The 17,874-nt window shown below is 32.3% G+C and carries 12 protein-coding genes; 6 read left to right on the top strand and 6 right to left on the bottom strand.

Annotation, left to right across the window (positions count from 1 at the left end; genetic code table 11):
- Nucleotides 1–64 precede the first annotated feature (64 nt).
- The 5 genes from yqeB to ssnA form a co-directional block, all read right to left on the bottom strand.
- Entirely contained in the window at nucleotides 65–880 is an 816-nt protein-coding gene (yqeB, locus tag ACQ3F0_RS14985; protein ID WP_428866131.1) for a selenium-dependent molybdenum cofactor biosynthesis protein YqeB, read from the bottom strand.
- Between the two features lie 108 nt (nucleotides 881–988).
- Nucleotides 989–3,547, bottom strand: a complete 2,559-nt coding sequence (gene xdh, locus ACQ3F0_RS14980; RefSeq protein WP_428866130.1) for a selenium-dependent xanthine dehydrogenase — start codon at nucleotides 3,545–3,547, stop codon at nucleotides 989–991.
- Nucleotides 3,540–4,913, bottom strand: a complete 1,374-nt coding sequence (gene hydA, locus ACQ3F0_RS14975; protein WP_428866129.1) for a dihydropyrimidinase — start codon at nucleotides 4,911–4,913, stop codon at nucleotides 3,540–3,542. The genes xdh and hydA overlap by 8 nt, the downstream gene beginning before the upstream one ends.
- Before the next feature lie 21 nt (nucleotides 4,914–4,934).
- Nucleotides 4,935–7,937: a putative selenate reductase subunit YgfK gene (gene ygfK / locus ACQ3F0_RS14970; protein ID WP_428866128.1), complete on the bottom strand. Its 3,003-nt coding sequence runs from the start codon at nucleotides 7,935–7,937 to the stop codon at nucleotides 4,935–4,937.
- 17 nt (nucleotides 7,938–7,954) lie between these two features.
- Entirely contained in the window at nucleotides 7,955–9,283 is a 1,329-nt protein-coding gene (gene ssnA / locus ACQ3F0_RS14965) for a putative aminohydrolase SsnA (protein ID WP_428866127.1), read from the bottom strand.
- 338 nt (nucleotides 9,284–9,621) lie between these two features.
- Here ssnA and ACQ3F0_RS14960 point away from each other — a divergent pair, with 338 nt between their 5' ends.
- The 6 genes from ACQ3F0_RS14960 (at nucleotide 9,622) to ACQ3F0_RS14935 (ending at nucleotide 16,413) form a co-directional block, all read left to right on the top strand.
- Nucleotides 9,622–10,263, top strand: a complete 642-nt coding sequence (locus tag ACQ3F0_RS14960) for a helix-turn-helix transcriptional regulator (protein WP_428866126.1) — start codon at nucleotides 9,622–9,624, stop codon at nucleotides 10,261–10,263.
- Between the two features lie 20 nt (nucleotides 10,264–10,283).
- Complete coding sequence (gene dpaL / locus ACQ3F0_RS14955; protein ID WP_428866125.1) at nucleotides 10,284–11,495, top strand: diaminopropionate ammonia-lyase; 1,212 nt, start codon at nucleotides 10,284–10,286, stop codon at nucleotides 11,493–11,495.
- Nucleotides 11,496–11,547: 52 nt separating this feature from the next.
- A complete protein-coding gene (locus ACQ3F0_RS14950) occupies nucleotides 11,548–12,747 on the top strand; it encodes a YgeY family selenium metabolism-linked hydrolase (protein WP_428866124.1) in 1,200 nt (399 codons plus the stop codon).
- Nucleotides 12,748–12,858: 111 nt separating this feature from the next.
- Complete coding sequence (ygeW, locus tag ACQ3F0_RS14945; RefSeq protein ID WP_428866123.1) at nucleotides 12,859–14,052, top strand: knotted carbamoyltransferase YgeW; 1,194 nt, start codon at nucleotides 12,859–12,861, stop codon at nucleotides 14,050–14,052.
- Between the two features lie 98 nt (nucleotides 14,053–14,150).
- On the top strand, nucleotides 14,151–15,080 hold the full coding sequence (gene arcC / locus ACQ3F0_RS14940; RefSeq protein ID WP_428866122.1) for a carbamate kinase: 930 nt from the start codon (nucleotides 14,151–14,153) through the stop codon (nucleotides 15,078–15,080).
- Nucleotides 15,081–15,108: 28 nt separating this feature from the next.
- Nucleotides 15,109–16,413 carry a uracil-xanthine permease family protein gene (locus ACQ3F0_RS14935; protein WP_428866121.1) on the top strand — a complete coding sequence of 435 codons (1,305 nt, stop codon included), beginning with the start codon at nucleotides 15,109–15,111 and terminating at the stop codon, nucleotides 16,411–16,413.
- Between the two features lie 120 nt (nucleotides 16,414–16,533).
- Here the strand turns inward: ACQ3F0_RS14935 and ACQ3F0_RS14930 are convergent, their stop codons facing one another.
- Nucleotides 16,534–17,862: a 5'-deoxyadenosine deaminase gene (locus ACQ3F0_RS14930; protein WP_428866120.1), complete on the bottom strand. Its 1,329-nt coding sequence runs from the start codon at nucleotides 17,860–17,862 to the stop codon at nucleotides 16,534–16,536.
- Nucleotides 17,863–17,874 lie beyond the last annotated feature (12 nt).

The following is a 17,874-nucleotide window of genomic DNA, read 5'->3' as shown; positions in this document are numbered from 1 at the left end:
ATCCCTCCAATAACAATTCATTATATTTCTCAAAGAATAACGATAACAAAAAAAATTATCTACTTTAATTTTCTATATGATATTTCTTATTAAGTTCAATAAGAATAGCTTCCAATACTCCTCCAGCAATATTCCTTCCTTTTTCACTAATAATCTGACAGTATTTCTTTTCTCCTCTAGGATCAATATCACCTAATTTTTCATTCTTCTTTACAATTAATCCATCATGAATCAATCCACGAACGATTCCTTTAATTTCAGCTTTTACTAAAGTTCCATCTACAGAACAAATTGTTTCCCCTGCTTCTACATAACTTCCTATATCTACATGATTTTTTACGATTCCGCTACAAGATGACCTTAATACTCTTTGTGCTGTATATCCAATAATATTTCCTGGTATTCCTGTGTTTGGTATAGCCTTTCCTTCATAGATTATTTTTCCTAATTCATGACCTCTCTGCGTCTCAATAACGACATGAACATCAAGATTTGCAGTAAAGCCAGGACCTAAACCAATTACAATAGGAGCATCTGTTATTTTTGTGCCACAATTTTTCTTAGCCAATATACCATCTACAACTATACTTGGTTTAATTTTCTCTATGATTTTACACTTGGGATCAATAATCACTGGAATCTTTCCTTCTTTTAATATCTTTTTTACATTATCATTACTATCAGCTAATACTGCTGTTACTCCCTCAACTGTCCATTCTTTTTCATATATACAATTAGCAAAAGATACAGTACGTCTTACCATCATGGGCTTTTCTAATTCTGTAATAATTACAGGAAAACCAACTCGAAATAATCTATGAGCAACTGCAGTAGCTAAATCCCCTCCACTTTTTATAATTACCGTATATTTAGAAAACATACTAATCACTCCTTTATCAAACTTTCGACTTATATATCATTATATCATATATTACAAATCATAAAAGCCACCGTCGTGTCTTCACGACGGCAGGCCTAATAAATAATATTATCTTTTTTTGCTATAAGGCGTATTAGGCATAGGTAATTTTGTTCTAAACTCACCGTCATAGTTATAATACGCATTAGCAACAGCAGGTGCAGTAGGTATTGAACATATCTCTCCTATTCCTTTTGCTCCATATGCAAGATCCATATTTCCACTACCTATTATAATAGGTTCTATTTTTGGTACTTCTGTTGCTTTAAATAATCCTAATGTTCCAAATTTTGCAGTTGGCACACTATTTTTAAGTGGATAATCTTCTCTTAGCGCATATCCAAGGCTCATAACAACTCCACCTTCAATTTGCCCCTCAATACTCTTAGGATTTACAGGAGTACCAACATCATGAACTGCAATAACTTTTTCAAGTTTTCCCTCGTCGTTCAAAATAACAACATTTGTAGCATATCCATAAGCTACATGACTTACAGGATTTTGCTTACTTGAATTCATTTTATCAGTTCTTCCTTTAAATTCTCCGTAGAATTCCTCTCCCTCTAAGCTTTCTAATGTTTGATATGTTAATACACCAAGAAGCTTCTCTGCTGCTCTTCTTGTTGCCTCACCAGTAAATAAAGTCTGCCTAGAAGCTGTTGTATTTCCAGCATTAGGTGTGATTGCAGTATCTGGCACTGCATGTATAACTTTATCCGCTGATATATTAAGTGTTTGACAAACCATTTGTGTTAATATAGTTCCAAGGCCTTGTCCAATACAAGCCGCACTAGAATGAATGTATATTTTTCCATCTTTTATAATCAATTTACAACGTCCAATGTCAGGAATTCCAACCCCTAGTCCACTATTTTTCATAGCACAAGCTATTCCTGCTTTAGGATTTTTTTCACATATTTCTTTTACTGCTTCTAAAGTTTCAGCAAGATATGTTGAGGCATCTGCAATTTGTCCATTAGGTAATACTTGACCTGGTCTAATTGCATTTTTATATCTTATTTCCCAAGGAGTTATTCCAACCATTTCTGCAAGCTGATTTAAATTGCTTTCTGCTGCAAAACAACTTTGTGTTACTCCAAATCCTCTAAATGCACCAGCTGGCGGATTATTTGTATATATTGCTTTTCCTATTATATCAATATTCTGATAATTATATGGCCCTGCCGCATGAGTACATGCTCTTTGTAAAACTGGACCACCTAAAGAAGCATAAGCTCCTGTATCAGCAATTAAAACAGCTTTCATTGCAGTCAAATATCCATTTTCATCACAAGCTGTTGTTATTTCCATCTCCATAGCATGACGCTTAGGATGTACCATTATACTTTCTTTACGAGTTAAAGCAAACTTTACAGGTTTATTAGAAGCATAAGCAAGTATTGCCGCGTGATGTTGAACGCTCATATCTTCTTTTCCTCCAAAACCGCCACCAACTATTTTACTTATAACTCTTACTTTACTTTGATCTAAACCTAAAGCTTCTGAACATTCCTTCAAAGTTTGGAAAACACCTTGGTCTGCACAGTAAATTATTATTCCGCCATCACCATCTGGTTTCGCAACTGCTGTTTCTGTTTCTAAAAAAGCATGCTCTGTAAATGGTGTGCTATATTTATTTGTTACCACATGTTTTGCCTTCTTAATCTGACTCTCTGCATTACCAAATACTAAGTTTTCAGTTGCTAGTACATTACCAGTAGCATGAACTTGAGGTGCATCTCCCTTCATTGCATCCTCTGGACATGTGACAGGTTGTAATTCTTCAAAATCTATTTTAACTAAAGATTTAGCTTTTTCTAATATTTCAGGTGTTTCAGCTGCAATTAGAACTATAGCATCACCTAAACAGTGAGTCACCTTTCCAACAGGAATTACTACATCCCAATCCTTTATAATATGTCCTAATTTTTGATTCCCTGGCAATTCATCTGCTGTAATAACTGCATGAACACCTTCTAAATTTTTAGCTTCACTAACATCTATACTTTTTACTAAAGCACGTGGATATTTACTTCTAACTGCTCCTCCATAAATCATACCATCTATACGTATATCATCTACATACTCTGCTGTACCAAGGACTTTATCCACAGCATCTACTCTGTTTAAACTTTCTCCTATTAAAGGTTTGCAATCGCATTTAGGTACCTCTGTATTTTCTCGAAATAATTTAGCAGCCAACTTCACAGCTTCAAATATTTTTACATATCCTGTACAACGACAAATATTATTTTTCAACGCATTTTTTATTTGTTCTTCTGTTGGATCTTCTACTTTGTCAATTAAACCTTTTGCACTTATAACCATTCCAGGAGTACAAAAACCGCATTGTACTGCTCCTGATACCATAAAAGCATGTCCATATACATCTTTTTCTCTATCTGAAAGCCCTTCAACAGTTGTAATGTTTTTACCTACAACCTTACTTGTTTTTAAAACACATGATTTTTTTGCAACTCCATCAACTATTACCATACATGTTCCACAAGCACCTTCAGAACATCCATTTTTAACTGATACTAAATTTAAATCTTCTCTTAAAAAAGTAATTAATTTTTTTTCTTCTTTTACTTGGACTTCTTTTCCATTTACAACAAAGTTAAACATTAGAGCCACCCCGTTTTATATATTTTCCGAAATTCGGTTTTATAATATTTCCGTTCTCTACAATATGTCTTCCTCTTAAAAAAACATGCTTTGCTTTTCCTATAGTTTTAAAGGATTCATAAGGTGTATAATCAACGTTTTGATTTTGATTTTTTTTAGATATAATACCCTCAATTTTTGTATCCCATATAACTATATCAGCATCACTTCCAACTTGAAGCACCCCTTTTTTAGGGTACATTCCAAAAATCTTTGCAATATTTTCACTAAGTAATCCACACATTTTTTCCTTTGTTATTCTTCCTTCATTCACTCCATAGGTATATAGAAGTACTGGTCTATGTTCCACTCCAGGTATACCATTTGGAATCTTACTAAAGTCATTTATGCCATGGTCTTTTTGTCCTTTAAAATTGAAGCTACAGTGATCTGTTCCAATTGTATCTATGTGCCCATCAGACAATGCTTGCCATAGTCTTTCTATGTCATCCTTTTTTCTTAAAGGTGGTGATAGAACATATTTTGCGCTTTCAAAATCTTCAGAATTATATAAACTATCTTCTAAAAGAAGGTATTGAGGACAAGTTTCTGCATATACTTCTTGTCCTTTTTCTCTTGCATCTAATACCTTTTCTGCACCTTCTTTTGTACTTAGATGTACAATGTTAATAGGAGCATCCGCTAATTTTGCAATATCTATATATCTTGATATTGCTTCTGATTCAACAATATTAGGACGTGATAATGGGTGCGCTGCTGGAGTAGTATTTCCACTTTTCAGTTGTTCTTCTATCATTGTATTTACAATATCCCCATTCTCACAATGAACACCTAATATACCGTTATATTTTTTTAAGCTCTTCAATATAGTATATATATCTCCATCATTAATACGTAAACTGTCATAAGCCATATAAGCCTTAAATGATGTTATACCTTTGTCTTGCATCACTTCTAACTCATTCTTTATATCTTCATTCCATTCTGTTATTGCCATATGGAAACCATAATCACAGCTTGATACATCTTTAGCTAAGTCATGCCAATTTTCTAATGCCTCACTTAAAGTTTCACCTTTATTTTGTGTTGCAAAATCTAAAATTGATGTTGTTCCACCTATAATAGCTGCAGCAGTACCTGTTTTAAAATTATCTGCAGTTCTAGTATACCCTGTATCCAAATCAAAATGAGTATGAGAATCAATAAATCCTGGAAATAATAAACAACCTTCTGCATTTATAATTTGTGCATCACTGTCTACTAAGTCTTCTCCAATCTCAATAATTATTTCATCCTCTATTTTAATATCAGAAACATAACTTTTTCTAGGAGTTACAATTGTTCCGCCTTTTATAATGATTGACATTTAACTTCACCTCATCAACTCTTAAATCATATAACTATAATCTGTTATTACAGCCCAAATCATGTTCTCAATTTCTTTAGGTAATACTGTGTTACCATCCTTAAGATTAACTAATGAAACCCCATCTTCCAATCTAACTTTTACGATATTATCATCTTTATTAATCAATACAAAACCTCTATTTTGGCTATTTTCAAAATCAGCTTCTGTAGCAAATAATGTGAATTTATCTTTATAAGGAGCACTATTATATGGACAGAATATTTCACAGTTTCCACACTCATTACACATTTTATCAACGTGAATTATTTGTTGTGTTTTGTTTCCTTTTACATCTATTGCTATATTAGCACGATTAGGGCAAACGTCAACACAGAATTCGCATACAGTTGAGCATTCAAGACATCTTTTACTTTCCATCTGACCACTGATAGCCATTTCAAGTATACCTTTTTTAGCTATTGGTATTTCTATATTTGTACTTACCTTTGGTAAACTCATTGATAAATCAGAATCTTTTTCTTCCTTAACTATAGCTCTTGCAAATCTTGTTGCATCTGCAATACCTTCTACTACAGTAGCAGGTCCACGTAAAACATCTCCAGCAACATAAACTTTTTCAACATTTGTCTCTAATGTTGCAGAATCTACTACTACACGCCCTTTTTCATTAACCTCTATATTATTTTCTTGGAATAACTTAGTATCTATCTTTTCACCAACTGCTGCAATAACAGTATCTGCTGGTATATCCATCATCTCTCCTGTTGCTATAGGTCTTCTTCTACCACTTTCATCTGGTTCTCCGAGTTCCATAACCTCACATTTAAGAACACCATCACTAATTTTTACTGGTGATAATAATTCCTTAAATTCTACACCATCTTCAATAGCTAAATGTAATTCTTCTTCATCAGCAGGCATATACTTTTTAGTTCTACGATATACTATATACGCATGTTCTACTCCAGCTGCTCTTTTAGCGGCTCTAGCAGCATCCATTGCAGTATTTCCTCCACCGATTACAACAACATTTTTACCAAGTTTTAATTCTTTATCTTCATTTTTTAATCTTTCTAAGAAATGAATTACATTAATTACATTTCCACCTTCAAGATCCAATCTTCCTGGTTCCCAAGCACCAATTGCAAATAAGATATATTTATACCCTTCATTTTTTAATTCATCTACTGAAGTTTTTTCAGAGTTCAACTCTATTTTAACTCCCATTTTAGAAACAAGATCAACATCATTTTCAATAGAACTTGATGGTATTCTAAATTCTGGAATAACATGCTTCACTATTCCGCCTAAAGAATCTCTTTTCTCAAAGATTGTTACATTCATTCCCTCTTTTGCTAGGAAATACGCTGCTGCGAGACCAGTAGTTCCTCCACCAACAATTGCAACCTTTACATTTCCTTTTTCTGTTTCTTTAAGTTCTTTCATTAAATTATCATATGCATTTTCAGCTGCTTGTAATTTCATGTTTCTAATATTAACAGACTCATCATAGAATGTTCTGCTACATTTGCTCATACAAACATGACTACATATTGTTCCAGTAATAAATGGAAGTGGATTTTTTTCTACTATAACCTTTAAAGCTTCAAGATGTTTTCCCTCTCCCACAAGACGTATATATTCTGGAATATCTTGAGAAATTGGACATCCTGCTTCACATGATGCCATAAAACAATCAGTTAAAGGTACTTTACTATCTATTTTGCGCTTAGGCATTGGTTTTATAGGTTTTATATGATGAATATCCGTTACTGATTTGTCTTTTAATTCCTTCAATTTTTCATTATCCATTGAATACTTATCACTGTATTCTAATTCACTTAGATTTTTCGCAATTTGTACACTTCTTTCATAACCACCAGCTTTTAAAAGTGTTGTTGCTATAGTTATAGGCCATATACCTGTTTCAAATATATCGTTAATATTGAAAACATCAGCACCACCTGAATAAGAGATTTTAATATTTCCATCAAATTCTTTAGAAAGCTTATTAGCAAGTGCTATTGACAAAGGATATAGAGATTTTCCTGACATATACATCTCTTCTCCTGGCAATTCATTATTTTTAATCTCAACTGGGAATGTATTAGTTAGTTTAAGTCCAAATGATAAACCGTTTCCTTTAGCTAAACTTTGTAGTTCTTTAAACATAACAATAGCATCAGAAAATTGTAAATCTTCATTGAAATGGTGTTCATCAAATGATATATAATCATATCCCATGCTATCTAATGTTGTTCTTGCAAATTCATAACCTAATAATGTAGGATTACATTTTACATAAGTGTTTAACCCTTTTTCAGTTATTAAATATGATGCTATACGTTGAATTTCTTGTGAAGGACATCCATGCAATGTAGATAATGTTATTGAAGTACATACTTTAGGTGATATACTTTCAACATATTCTTTATCTATATTTTGGAATTTCTCAAGATTCTCTAAGACATATTCTTTACATTCTTCCCATATCTTAGTTTTAGAAGCATCTTTAAGCCCCATTATAAACTTATCAATTTTTGGTGAAGATATTCCTTCAAAATCATATCCTACACTCATATTAAAAATAAATCCATCATGACTTCCTAGTTCCAACTCTTTTGATAATATCTTTAAAGCAAACCAAGCTTTAACATACTCATCATAAGCTTCTGGAACCCTAAGCTCTGTTGACCACTCTACATTATAACATTCATCTTCTGCATTTATACAAGGCTTTGATACTGGTAAATCTTCACCATCTAGAGTTTGTACAGTTTTTAATTCGAAAAATCTACATCCAGTTACATAAGCTGCAATTATGTTCTGAGCTAATTGTGTGTGTGGACCAGCTGCTGGACCAAATGGCGTTTCAATTTTTTCTCCAAAGATTTCAAGAACCTTATCATCCTTCTTCTTAAAAAATTTATTTATTCCAAATATTTTTCCATATTTTTTGTTTTCTATTATTATCCATTCCATTAAATCTCTAAATAAAATAGGTGTCATTCTATCGCCCATACTAATCTCCTCCGTTTTTAATTAATTTTTTTCCATAAGTTATTTGAAATTTCTCTTGATTTTGCCATGATTCCCTCAGAATCGATACCAACTAATTGGCGATCCTTCATAAGGATTTTACCATTTATCATTGTAGTTGTTACACATCTTCCATTAATTCCAAATAAAATATGAGAGTTTGCATTATTCTCATTTAATGGAGTTAGTGGATCATATTCCACTACTATAATGTCAGCATAAGCACCCTTTTCTATAACTCCAACAGGTTTTTCAAAGAATCTATTAGCAATTTTTGCATTATTCTCGAAAAGCATTAAAGGTACTTCTCCCCAGGCAACAGATGGATTACAATTATGATGCTTGTGCAAAATATTAGCAACTTTCATTGATTCAAACATATCACTTGTATACCCGTCAGTTCCAAGTCCTAAAGTTAATCCTTTTTTTACAAACTCTAGCACTGGTGTACATCCTACTGCGTTACCCATGTTGGATTCTGGATTATGCACTACCATTGTATTCGTTTCCTTTATTAAATCCATTTCACCCGGATTAATATGTATACAATGAATAGCCATAGTTTTTTTTCCTAAAATATCTAGATCAAACAAACGATTAACTACTCTTTTATTGTGTTTTTTCAAAGAATCATATACATCATCTATAGCTTCTGCTGTATGCACATGATATCCAGCATCATAAGGCATATTTTCTGCACAGTATTGAAGAGTTTCATTACTTAGAGTAAATGCTGCATGAAGTCCCATCATTCCCTTTTGCATATCTGAAGAATCTTTTTTAGCTGCTTTCATAAAATCAACATTTTCTTTTACAGCTCTTTTCATTTTTTCTTCTCCATCTCTATCAGATACTTCATAACATAAAGATGTACGAATGCCTAATTCTTTAGCTACATCAGATATTTGGAATAAGCTTCCTTCAATATTCCCATAACTTGCATGATGATCAAAAACTGTTGTAACACCATTTCTTATACAATCTAAATATGTTGCATAAGCACTATATCTTGTATCTTCTAACGTAAGTAATCTATCTATTTTCCACCACATACCTTCAAGTATGTCTCCAAAGTTTTTAGGATTATGCCCATTAATAGAAAGGCCTCTAGCAAAAGCACTATATATATGATGATGTGGATTTATCATTCCTGGCATAATTAAACCTTTTTTAGCATCTACAAACTCAGCCTCCTCATATTTTTTCTTCATTTGCTCTGTAGTTCCTAAATCAAAGATCACATTATCCTTAATGCATACACACCCATCTTGAATAAATGTATTATTGTCATCTCTAGTCAATAATTTACCATTGCCTATTAATTTCATAATACCCCTCCTAAAATATATTTTGAAAAAACAAGATTAAAACTGAATTGATTGATTATTCTTATTTTTTTTACTTTTCAAATTCATTTTATCACTATCTAAAGATTGCAGTCAATGTATTTTAAAAATTTTTTTGTAAACTTAAAAACTTTTTTTAAACATTTATCAAAATTTTTTTGTAAACTTAAAATTTTTTTTTAAATTCTTATTGATTTTAAAATTTTTTATTGATATACTGAATTCATAAATCATTAAATTTTCACATTTTTCTATTCCATCTTTGTTATGCAAATAGAAAAATTCGATAAAATTATATAAAGTGTAATACGGGGGATTTTATGGGGAATATTTGTAATTTAGAATTTATGAAAAGGTTAGCAAAAGGCATTTCATCACAATTTGGACGAAATTGTGAAGTGGTAATTCATGATTTATCTTCTGGTTATGTAGATTATCCAATTATCTTTATAGAAAATGGACATGTTACTCATAGAACTAATAGTGACGGACCATCTCGCATTGTTTTGGATGCATTACAACATGCTTCCAGTGAACTAGAAGATAAGTTGAACTACATTACAAAAACTCAAGATGGAAAAATTTTAAAATCTAGTACAATGTATATACGAGATGAAGATAATATGCCTATTGGTATCTTTTGTATTAATTATGACATTACCGAATTTACAATAGCTAGTAACTGTTTAGAATCATTAATTAGTCATAAAGATGAAGTTCAAACTGCAAATAAGATTCCTCAAAACGTAAATCAATTACTCCAAGATTTACTAGATGAATCCGTAAAAAAAATAGGCAAGCCTGTTCCATTAATGAGTAAAGATGAAAAAATAGAAGCTATACAATTTCTTAATGAAGCTGGTGCTTTCTTAATTACTAGAGCTGGAGATAAAATAGCAAATTTTTTCAGTATTTCTAAGTATTCAATCTACAATTATGTAGATATAAAAAATAAACTTTAATAAATCCAGGAGGTTTTTTCATGAATCAAATAAAATGGGTATCAAATGAACTCCCAAAAACTTCTAATAGTATGCTAAGCATAATGTCACCAGAAAAGATTGCTAAAGCTGCTTCTTTTCATAAAAGTTTTCCAGAATACAGCCAAACACCTCTAGCTAAGCTAGATAATATGGCTAAATTCCTAGGTTTAAAAAATCTATATGTAAAAAATGAATCATATAGATTTGGATTAAACGCTTTTAAAGTATTAGGTGGTTCATTTGCTATAGGTTGTTATATAGCAGAAAAATTAGGTAAAGATATTTCAGAGCTTGATTATAATGCTATCACATCTGAAGAATTACTTAAAGAATTTGGGCAAACAACTTTTTTCACAGCAACTGACGGAAACCACGGAAGAGGTCTTGCATGGTCAGCTAACAGACTAAATCAAAAATCAGTTGTTTTTATGCCAAAAGGTTCATCAGAAACTAGATTAAAAAATATTCAAAAAGAAGGCGCTACTGCAACAATAGAAGAAGTAAATTATGATGAGTGTGTACGTATAGCTATCGCAGAATCAGCAAAAACTCCTAATTCTGTAGTTATTCAAGATACTGCTTGGGAAGGTTATGAAGAAATTCCTTCTTGGATAATGCAAGGTTATGGAACAATGGCAATGGAAGCAAATGAGCAGTTACACGATGATGGTTGCGAAGCACCAACTCATATTTTCTTACAAGCTGGTGTTGGTTCTCTTGCAGGTGCAATTCAAGGATATTTTGCTAATATTTATCCTAATAATCCTCCAACAGTTGTTATCGTTGAACCAAATAAAGCAGATTGTATCTATCGTTCTGCTGCAGCTAAAGATGGAAACATGAGATTTGTTACTGATGATATGCAAACAATAATGGCTGGACTTGCTTGTGGTGAGCCAAACACATTATCATGGGATATCTTAAAGAATAATAGTTCATTCTTTGTTTCTTGCCCAGATAATATTGCTGCTAAAGGTATGAGAATTCTTTCTGCACCTATAGATGATGATCCTAGAGTTGTTTCAGGTGAATCTGGAGCTGTAACAACAGGTATTCTTTTTGAAATCATGCAAAATAATGATTTGAAGGATTTAAAAGAAGCTCTTAAACTTGATGAAAATTCAAAAGTATTACTATTTTCAACTGAAGGAAATACTGACCCAGATTTTTACCGTAATATTGTTTGGAATGGTGATTATTCATCATTATAAAATATAAAATTATTAAAGGTATTGTTCAACTAAATTATAGGAGGTATTTTAAATGGAATTTAACGGAATAAAATTAAAAGCAGAGGGCTATGAAGCTCAAATGACAAAATTTTTACGTGATTTAATTGCAATCCCTGGTGAAAGTGCAGAAGAAGAAGGCGTTATTAAAAGAATCTATGCAGAAATGGAATCTCTTGGTTTTGATAAAGTAGAAATAGATAAAATGGGAAATGTTTTAGGTTACATGGGAACAGGCGATACTCTTATAGCATATGATGCTCATATTGATACTGTTGGACTAGGTGAAATAGATAACTGGACATTTGATCCATACAAAGGTTATGAGAATGATGAAGAGATTGGTGGACGTGGTGCATCAGATCAGCTTGGTGGTATAGTTTCTGCTACTTATGGTGCAAAAATCATGAAAGATATGGGTCTTTTATCAGATAAATATACTGTTTTAGTAACTGGGACAGTACAAGAAGAAGATTGTGATGGGTTATGTTGGCAGTATATACATAACGAAAGCAAAATCAAACCTGAATTTGTTGTTATAACAGAACCAACAAACGGAAATATATGTAGAGGGCAACGTGGTCGTATGGAAATCCGTGTTGAAGTTAAAGGAGTTTCTTGCCATGGTTCAGCACCTGAACGTGGTGATAATGCAATTTATAAAATGGCTGATATTCTTCAAGAAATTAGAGTTCTTAACGACAACTTACATTATGATCCATTCTTAGGTAAAGGAACTGTAACTGTTTCTGAAATATTCTTTAATTCTCCATCTCGTTGTGCTGTTGCTGATATGTGTGCAATTTCTCTTGATCGTCGTTTAACAGACGGGGAAACTTATGAAATGGCTCTTGAAGAAGTTCGTAATCTTCCATTTGCAAAAAAATATGGAGCTAAAGTAACAATGTATAAATATGAAAGACCAAGCTGGACAGACCTTGTTTATCCAACTGATTGTTATTTCCCAACATGGGTAATTCCTGAAGATGCACCTGCTACAAAAGCAATGGTTGAAGCATTTGAAGGCATGTACGGAACACCTCTTGTTGATAAATGGACTTTCTCTACTAACGGAGTTTCAATAATGGGTAGATACGGAATTCCTTGTATTGGATTTGGACCTGGTAAAGAAGAAGAAGCTCATGCACCAAATGAAAAAACTTGGAAAGCTGACTTAGTTAAGTGTGCTGCTGTGTACGCTGCTCTTCCAACAATTTATTGTAAGAACAAATAATTTGATTTATCAGATTTAAAATTATCTTAATATTCTTTTTATTCTTAATTAACACAATTTTAAATTAACTTAAAATAAAAAAATAAAATTAAAAAAAAAGGAGATTTTAAAATGGCTATAATGGATAAACACATCAATAAACTGAATACTCTAGATTTCAAAAACATGTACAATAATGATTTCTTCCTAACATGGGAAAAATCATCTGACGAATTAGAAGCAGTTTTCACTGTTGCTGACGCTCTTCAAGATTTAAGAAAAAATAACATCTCATCAAAGATTTTTGATAGTGGTTTAGGAATTTCTTTATTCCGTGACAATTCAACTCGTACAAGATTTAGCTATGCTTCCGCTTGTAATCTTCTTGGCCTAGAAGTTCAAGATCTTGATGAAGGAAAGTCTCAGATCGCACATGGTGAAACTGTAAGAGAAACTTCAAATATGATTTCTTTTATGGCTGATGTTATAGGTATTCGTGATGATATGTATATAGGAAAAGGGAATGCTTATATGCGTGAAGTATCTGAATCTGTACAAGAAGGTAACAAAGAAGGTACTTTAGAACAACGTCCAACACTTGTTAATTTACAATGTGATATAGACCACCCTACTCAAGCTATGGCTGATGCTCTTCATCTTATTAATGAATTTGGTGGCATTGAAAATTTGAAAGGTAAAAAAGTTGCTATGTCTTGGGCATATTCTCCATCATATGGTAAGCCTCTTTCAGTTCCTCAAGGAATAATTGGACTTTTAACTCGTTTCGGTATGGATGTTGTTCTTGCTCATCCAGAAGGATACGAAGTTATGAGTGAAGTAGAAGATATTGCAAGAAAAAATGCTGCTGAATCTGGTGGATCATTTACAAAAACAAATTCTATGGAAGAAGCATTTAAAGATGCAGATATAGTTTATCCAAAAAGCTGGGCTCCTTTTGTTGCTATGGAAAAACGTACAGAATTATATGCACAAGGTGACGATGCTGGTATAAAAGCACTTGAAAAAGAACTTCTTGCTCAAAATGCTGAACATAAAGATTGGCAATGTACTGAAGAGCTTATGAAAACAACAAAAAATGGAAAAGCTCTTTATATGCACTGTTTACCTGCTGACATTACTGGAGTAAGCTGTGAAGTTGGTGAAGTTGATGCATCTGTATTCGATCGTTACCGTAAACCACTTTACAAAGAAGCTAGTTATAAACCTTATGCAATAGCTTCTATGATTTTCTTAAGTAAAGTTAAAAACCCACAAGAAACTTTAGCTATGCTTGAAAATAATAATAAAGAACGTAAATTAAAATAATATTTTAATATACTGATTATAAAAGGCTATATAGAATTATAAATTCAATGTAGCCTTTTATTATAAAAAATCAAATTTATTGTATGGAGGATACGGTTATGAAGAAAAAAATAGTAATCGCACTAGGCGGTAACGCTCTAGGTAGTAATTTAGAAGAACAAATGTTAGCTGTAAAATCTACTGCTAAAGCTATTGTTGATCTTATCGAAGTTGGGAATGAAGTTGTTGTTTCCCATGGAAACGGTCCTCAAGTAGGTATGATTAATATTGCTATGAGTGAATTATATAAAAAGAATCCTAAGTATCATTTATGTCCTATGTCTGTCTGCGTTGCAATGAGCCAAGGTTATATTGGTTATGATTTACAAAATGCATTAAGAGAAGAACTACTTAATCGTAATATTGATAAAAGTGTTTCTACAATAATAACTCAAGTTGAAGTAAATCCTAATGATAATGCTTTTGAAAACCCAACAAAACCTATCGGTAGTTTCATGACATATGAGGAAGCTCAAGTTGCTATAAAAAACGGCGAAAACGTTATCGAAGATTCTGGTAGAGGATATAGGATTGTAGTTCCTTCCCCAAAACCAGTTAGTATTGTAGAAATAGAAACAATAAAATCTTTAGTTAATATGGGACAAGTAGTAATTGCTGGCGGCGGTGGTGGTATCCCTGTTGTTAAACAAGGTAATCACCTAAAAGGTGTAAGTGCTGTTATTGATAAAGATTATGCTAGTTGCACACTTGCAAAAGAGTTAGATGCAGATTGTCTTATTATTTTAACAGCAGTAGAAAAAGTTGCTATAAACTTTGGTAAACCAAATGAAAAATGGCTTGATAATATTTCAATTTCTGAAATAAAACAGTATGTAAACGAAGGTCACTTTGCTCCTGGTTCTATGCTACCTAAGGTAGAAGCTGCAATTGACTTCGCTTCTTCAAAAGATGAAAGATATTCTCTTATAACATTACTGGAAAAATCAAAGGATGGTATATCTGGTAAAACAGGAACTATTATAAAATAACACAATTTAAATCTTGGGAGGTATTTTAATGAGTTCTAATCAAAAGTCTTTATTATTCCAATATGATGGTAAACCATCATTTGGTGAAGTACTACCATTAGGTTTACAACACGTTGTAGCTATGATTGTTGGGTGCGTTACACCTGCCCTCATAATTGCAGGAGTAGCGGGTCTTAATGCAGCCGACAAAGTTTTACTAGTTCAAGCTTCATTATTCTTTGCTGGTATAGCAACTTTAATCCAGATTTTTCCATTAGGTGGACGTATTGGTTCCCGATTACCTGTAATTATGGGGGTAAGTTTTGCTTATGTTCCAACACTAGTAGCAATTGCTGGCGAATTTAATATGGCTACCGTTTTCGGAGCTCAATTAATAGGTGGTTTGGTCGCAATACTTTTCGGAGTTTTCCTGAAAAAACTTTTAGTATTCTTCCCTCCATTGGTTACTGGTACAGTTATATTCTCTATAGGATTATCACTTTACTCAGTTGCTATTAAATATATTGCTGGTGGTGTTGGTTCTCCAACTTTTGGTTCACCTAAAAACTGGGCTGTTGCAATGTTAACGCTTGCTGTTGTACTATTTTTTAATTACTTTACAAAAGGGACTCTTAAACTTGCATCTATTTTAATTGGTATTATTGTAGGATATATTGTTTCAATTTTTCTTGGTATGGTATCTTTTGATGCAGTTGCTTCAGCTGGATTGCTTCAAGTTCCAAAGCCATTACATTTTGGTATAAGCTTTAATGGTACAGCTATAGTATCTATGGTTATAATGTATATTGTGAATTCTGTTCAAGCAATTGGTGATTTATCAGCTACAACAGGTGGTGGTATGGATAGAGTTCCTACTGACAAAGAGCTTTCCGGTGGTGTTATCGGAAATGGATTCTCAAGTATCGTTGGTGCTTTATTTGGTTGTATGCCAACTGCAACATATAGCCAAAATGTAGGTATTGTAACTGTAAATAAAGTTATCAATAAATGGGTGTTTGCTTTTGCTTCTGTTATTGTTATTTTAGCAGGTATTATTCCTAAGTTTGCTTCTTTACTTACAACTATTCCTCAATGTGTTCTTGGTGGAGCTACAATTTCTGTTTTTGCTACAATTACAATGACAGGTGTTAAAATGATTGCTTCTAACAATCTAACAATGAGAAATTCAGCTGTTGTAGGGATCGCAGTTGCTTTAGGTGTAGGTATTGTACAAGTTCCTGGTGCATTTGCTTTATTCCCAGGATGGTTTATATCAATATTTGGAAAATCCTCAATTGTTGTTACAACAATCGTAGCAATTGCTTTAAATCTTATTTTACCTAAAGATAAATAAAATTTAATCATTACGTATTTTTAAATCACAATAAAGTCTCAGATTGATTCAATCTGAGACTAATATTGTGATTTATTTTAGTTAATCTTGCTTTTTATAAACCAACCATAAGATAATTAATTATTGAATTTTCCTCATATTCTTCTTAATAAGTCTGTTTGCATCTTTTATTATTGAAGTTTCGTTTAATGTTAATAATTTTTTGTCTTTCATAACTATTTTTCCATCAATAATAGTAGTTTCAACATCATGACTTGAAGCAGAATACACAAGTTTTGATATTATATCCCCTTCGTCACAAGGACTATTATAAATATTATTTAGGTCCATTATTACAATATCAGCTTTTTTACCTATCTCAAGGCTTCCAAGTTCATTCTCCATTCCCATAGCTTCCGCTCCAGCTGTTGTAGCTAATTCAAAAACCTTATGAGCTGGCATAACAGTTGGATCTAATAATCTTGCTTTTTGAATCAATGTAGAACTTCTCATTTCTCTAAACATATCTAAATTATTGTTACAAGGAGCTCCATCAGCAGCTAACGATACCTTCGCACCCATTTGAAGTAATTCTGGAATTTTAGCTATACCTGAAGCTAATTTCAAATTAGAATTTGGACAATGAGCAATTTTGGTTCCAGTATCGGCCAAAATTTTCATTTCTTCACTGTCAAGCCAAATACAATGTGCTAAAATCAACTTTTCACCTGTTAATCCTAATTTGTGTAAATATTGAATATTTCTCAATCCTCTATCTCTATAAACTAAATCAATTTCTCCTTTATTTTCAGATGCATGAGTATGAATCATAACATCATATTCCTTAGCTAAATCTCTTACTTTAAGTAACAAGTTTTCCGTACAAGAAACCACAAATCTTGGGGCAAATGCATATTTAATTCTACCATTTCCTTTATTATGCCATTTTTCAAGTATCTTTACACTTTCTTTTATTGATTGCTCTGTATCCTCCATCAAACCTTCTGGTACACCTATTCCATAATCCATCATACACTTTCCAGTCACGCTTCTGAAACCGCTTTCATATATAGCATCAAACACTGATTCTGTATGATTGACTGTTTCCATACTTATTATTGAAGTAGTTCCTCCCTTAATAAGTTCAGCAATTCCTAATTGAGCTGATAAATAATTTGATTCTTCACTATGATGGCTTTCTAACGGCCATATTCTCTTTCTCAGCCAATCTAATAATTCTAAATCATCTGCCATACCTCTAAAAAGAGACTGTGTTAAATGAACATGAGTCTGTATTAGACCAGGAATAACTACTTTTCCTTCAGCATTAATTTCCTTATCTGCTCTTTTTTCAATATGAGGAGAAATTTCAATTATTCTATCATTTTCGATTAATATATCTCCCTCGAAAATTTCTTTGCTATTATTCATTGTAATAATTTTTCCTTTAGAAATTTTAAGCAAGCTCATATAGTTCCTCCT

This window comes from Clostridium sediminicola, assembly GCF_050402865.1.
Taxonomy (GTDB): domain Bacteria; phylum Bacillota; class Clostridia; order Clostridiales; family Clostridiaceae; genus Clostridium_AF; species Clostridium_AF sediminicola.
This window is presented reverse-complemented; position numbering and strand designations above follow the sequence as displayed.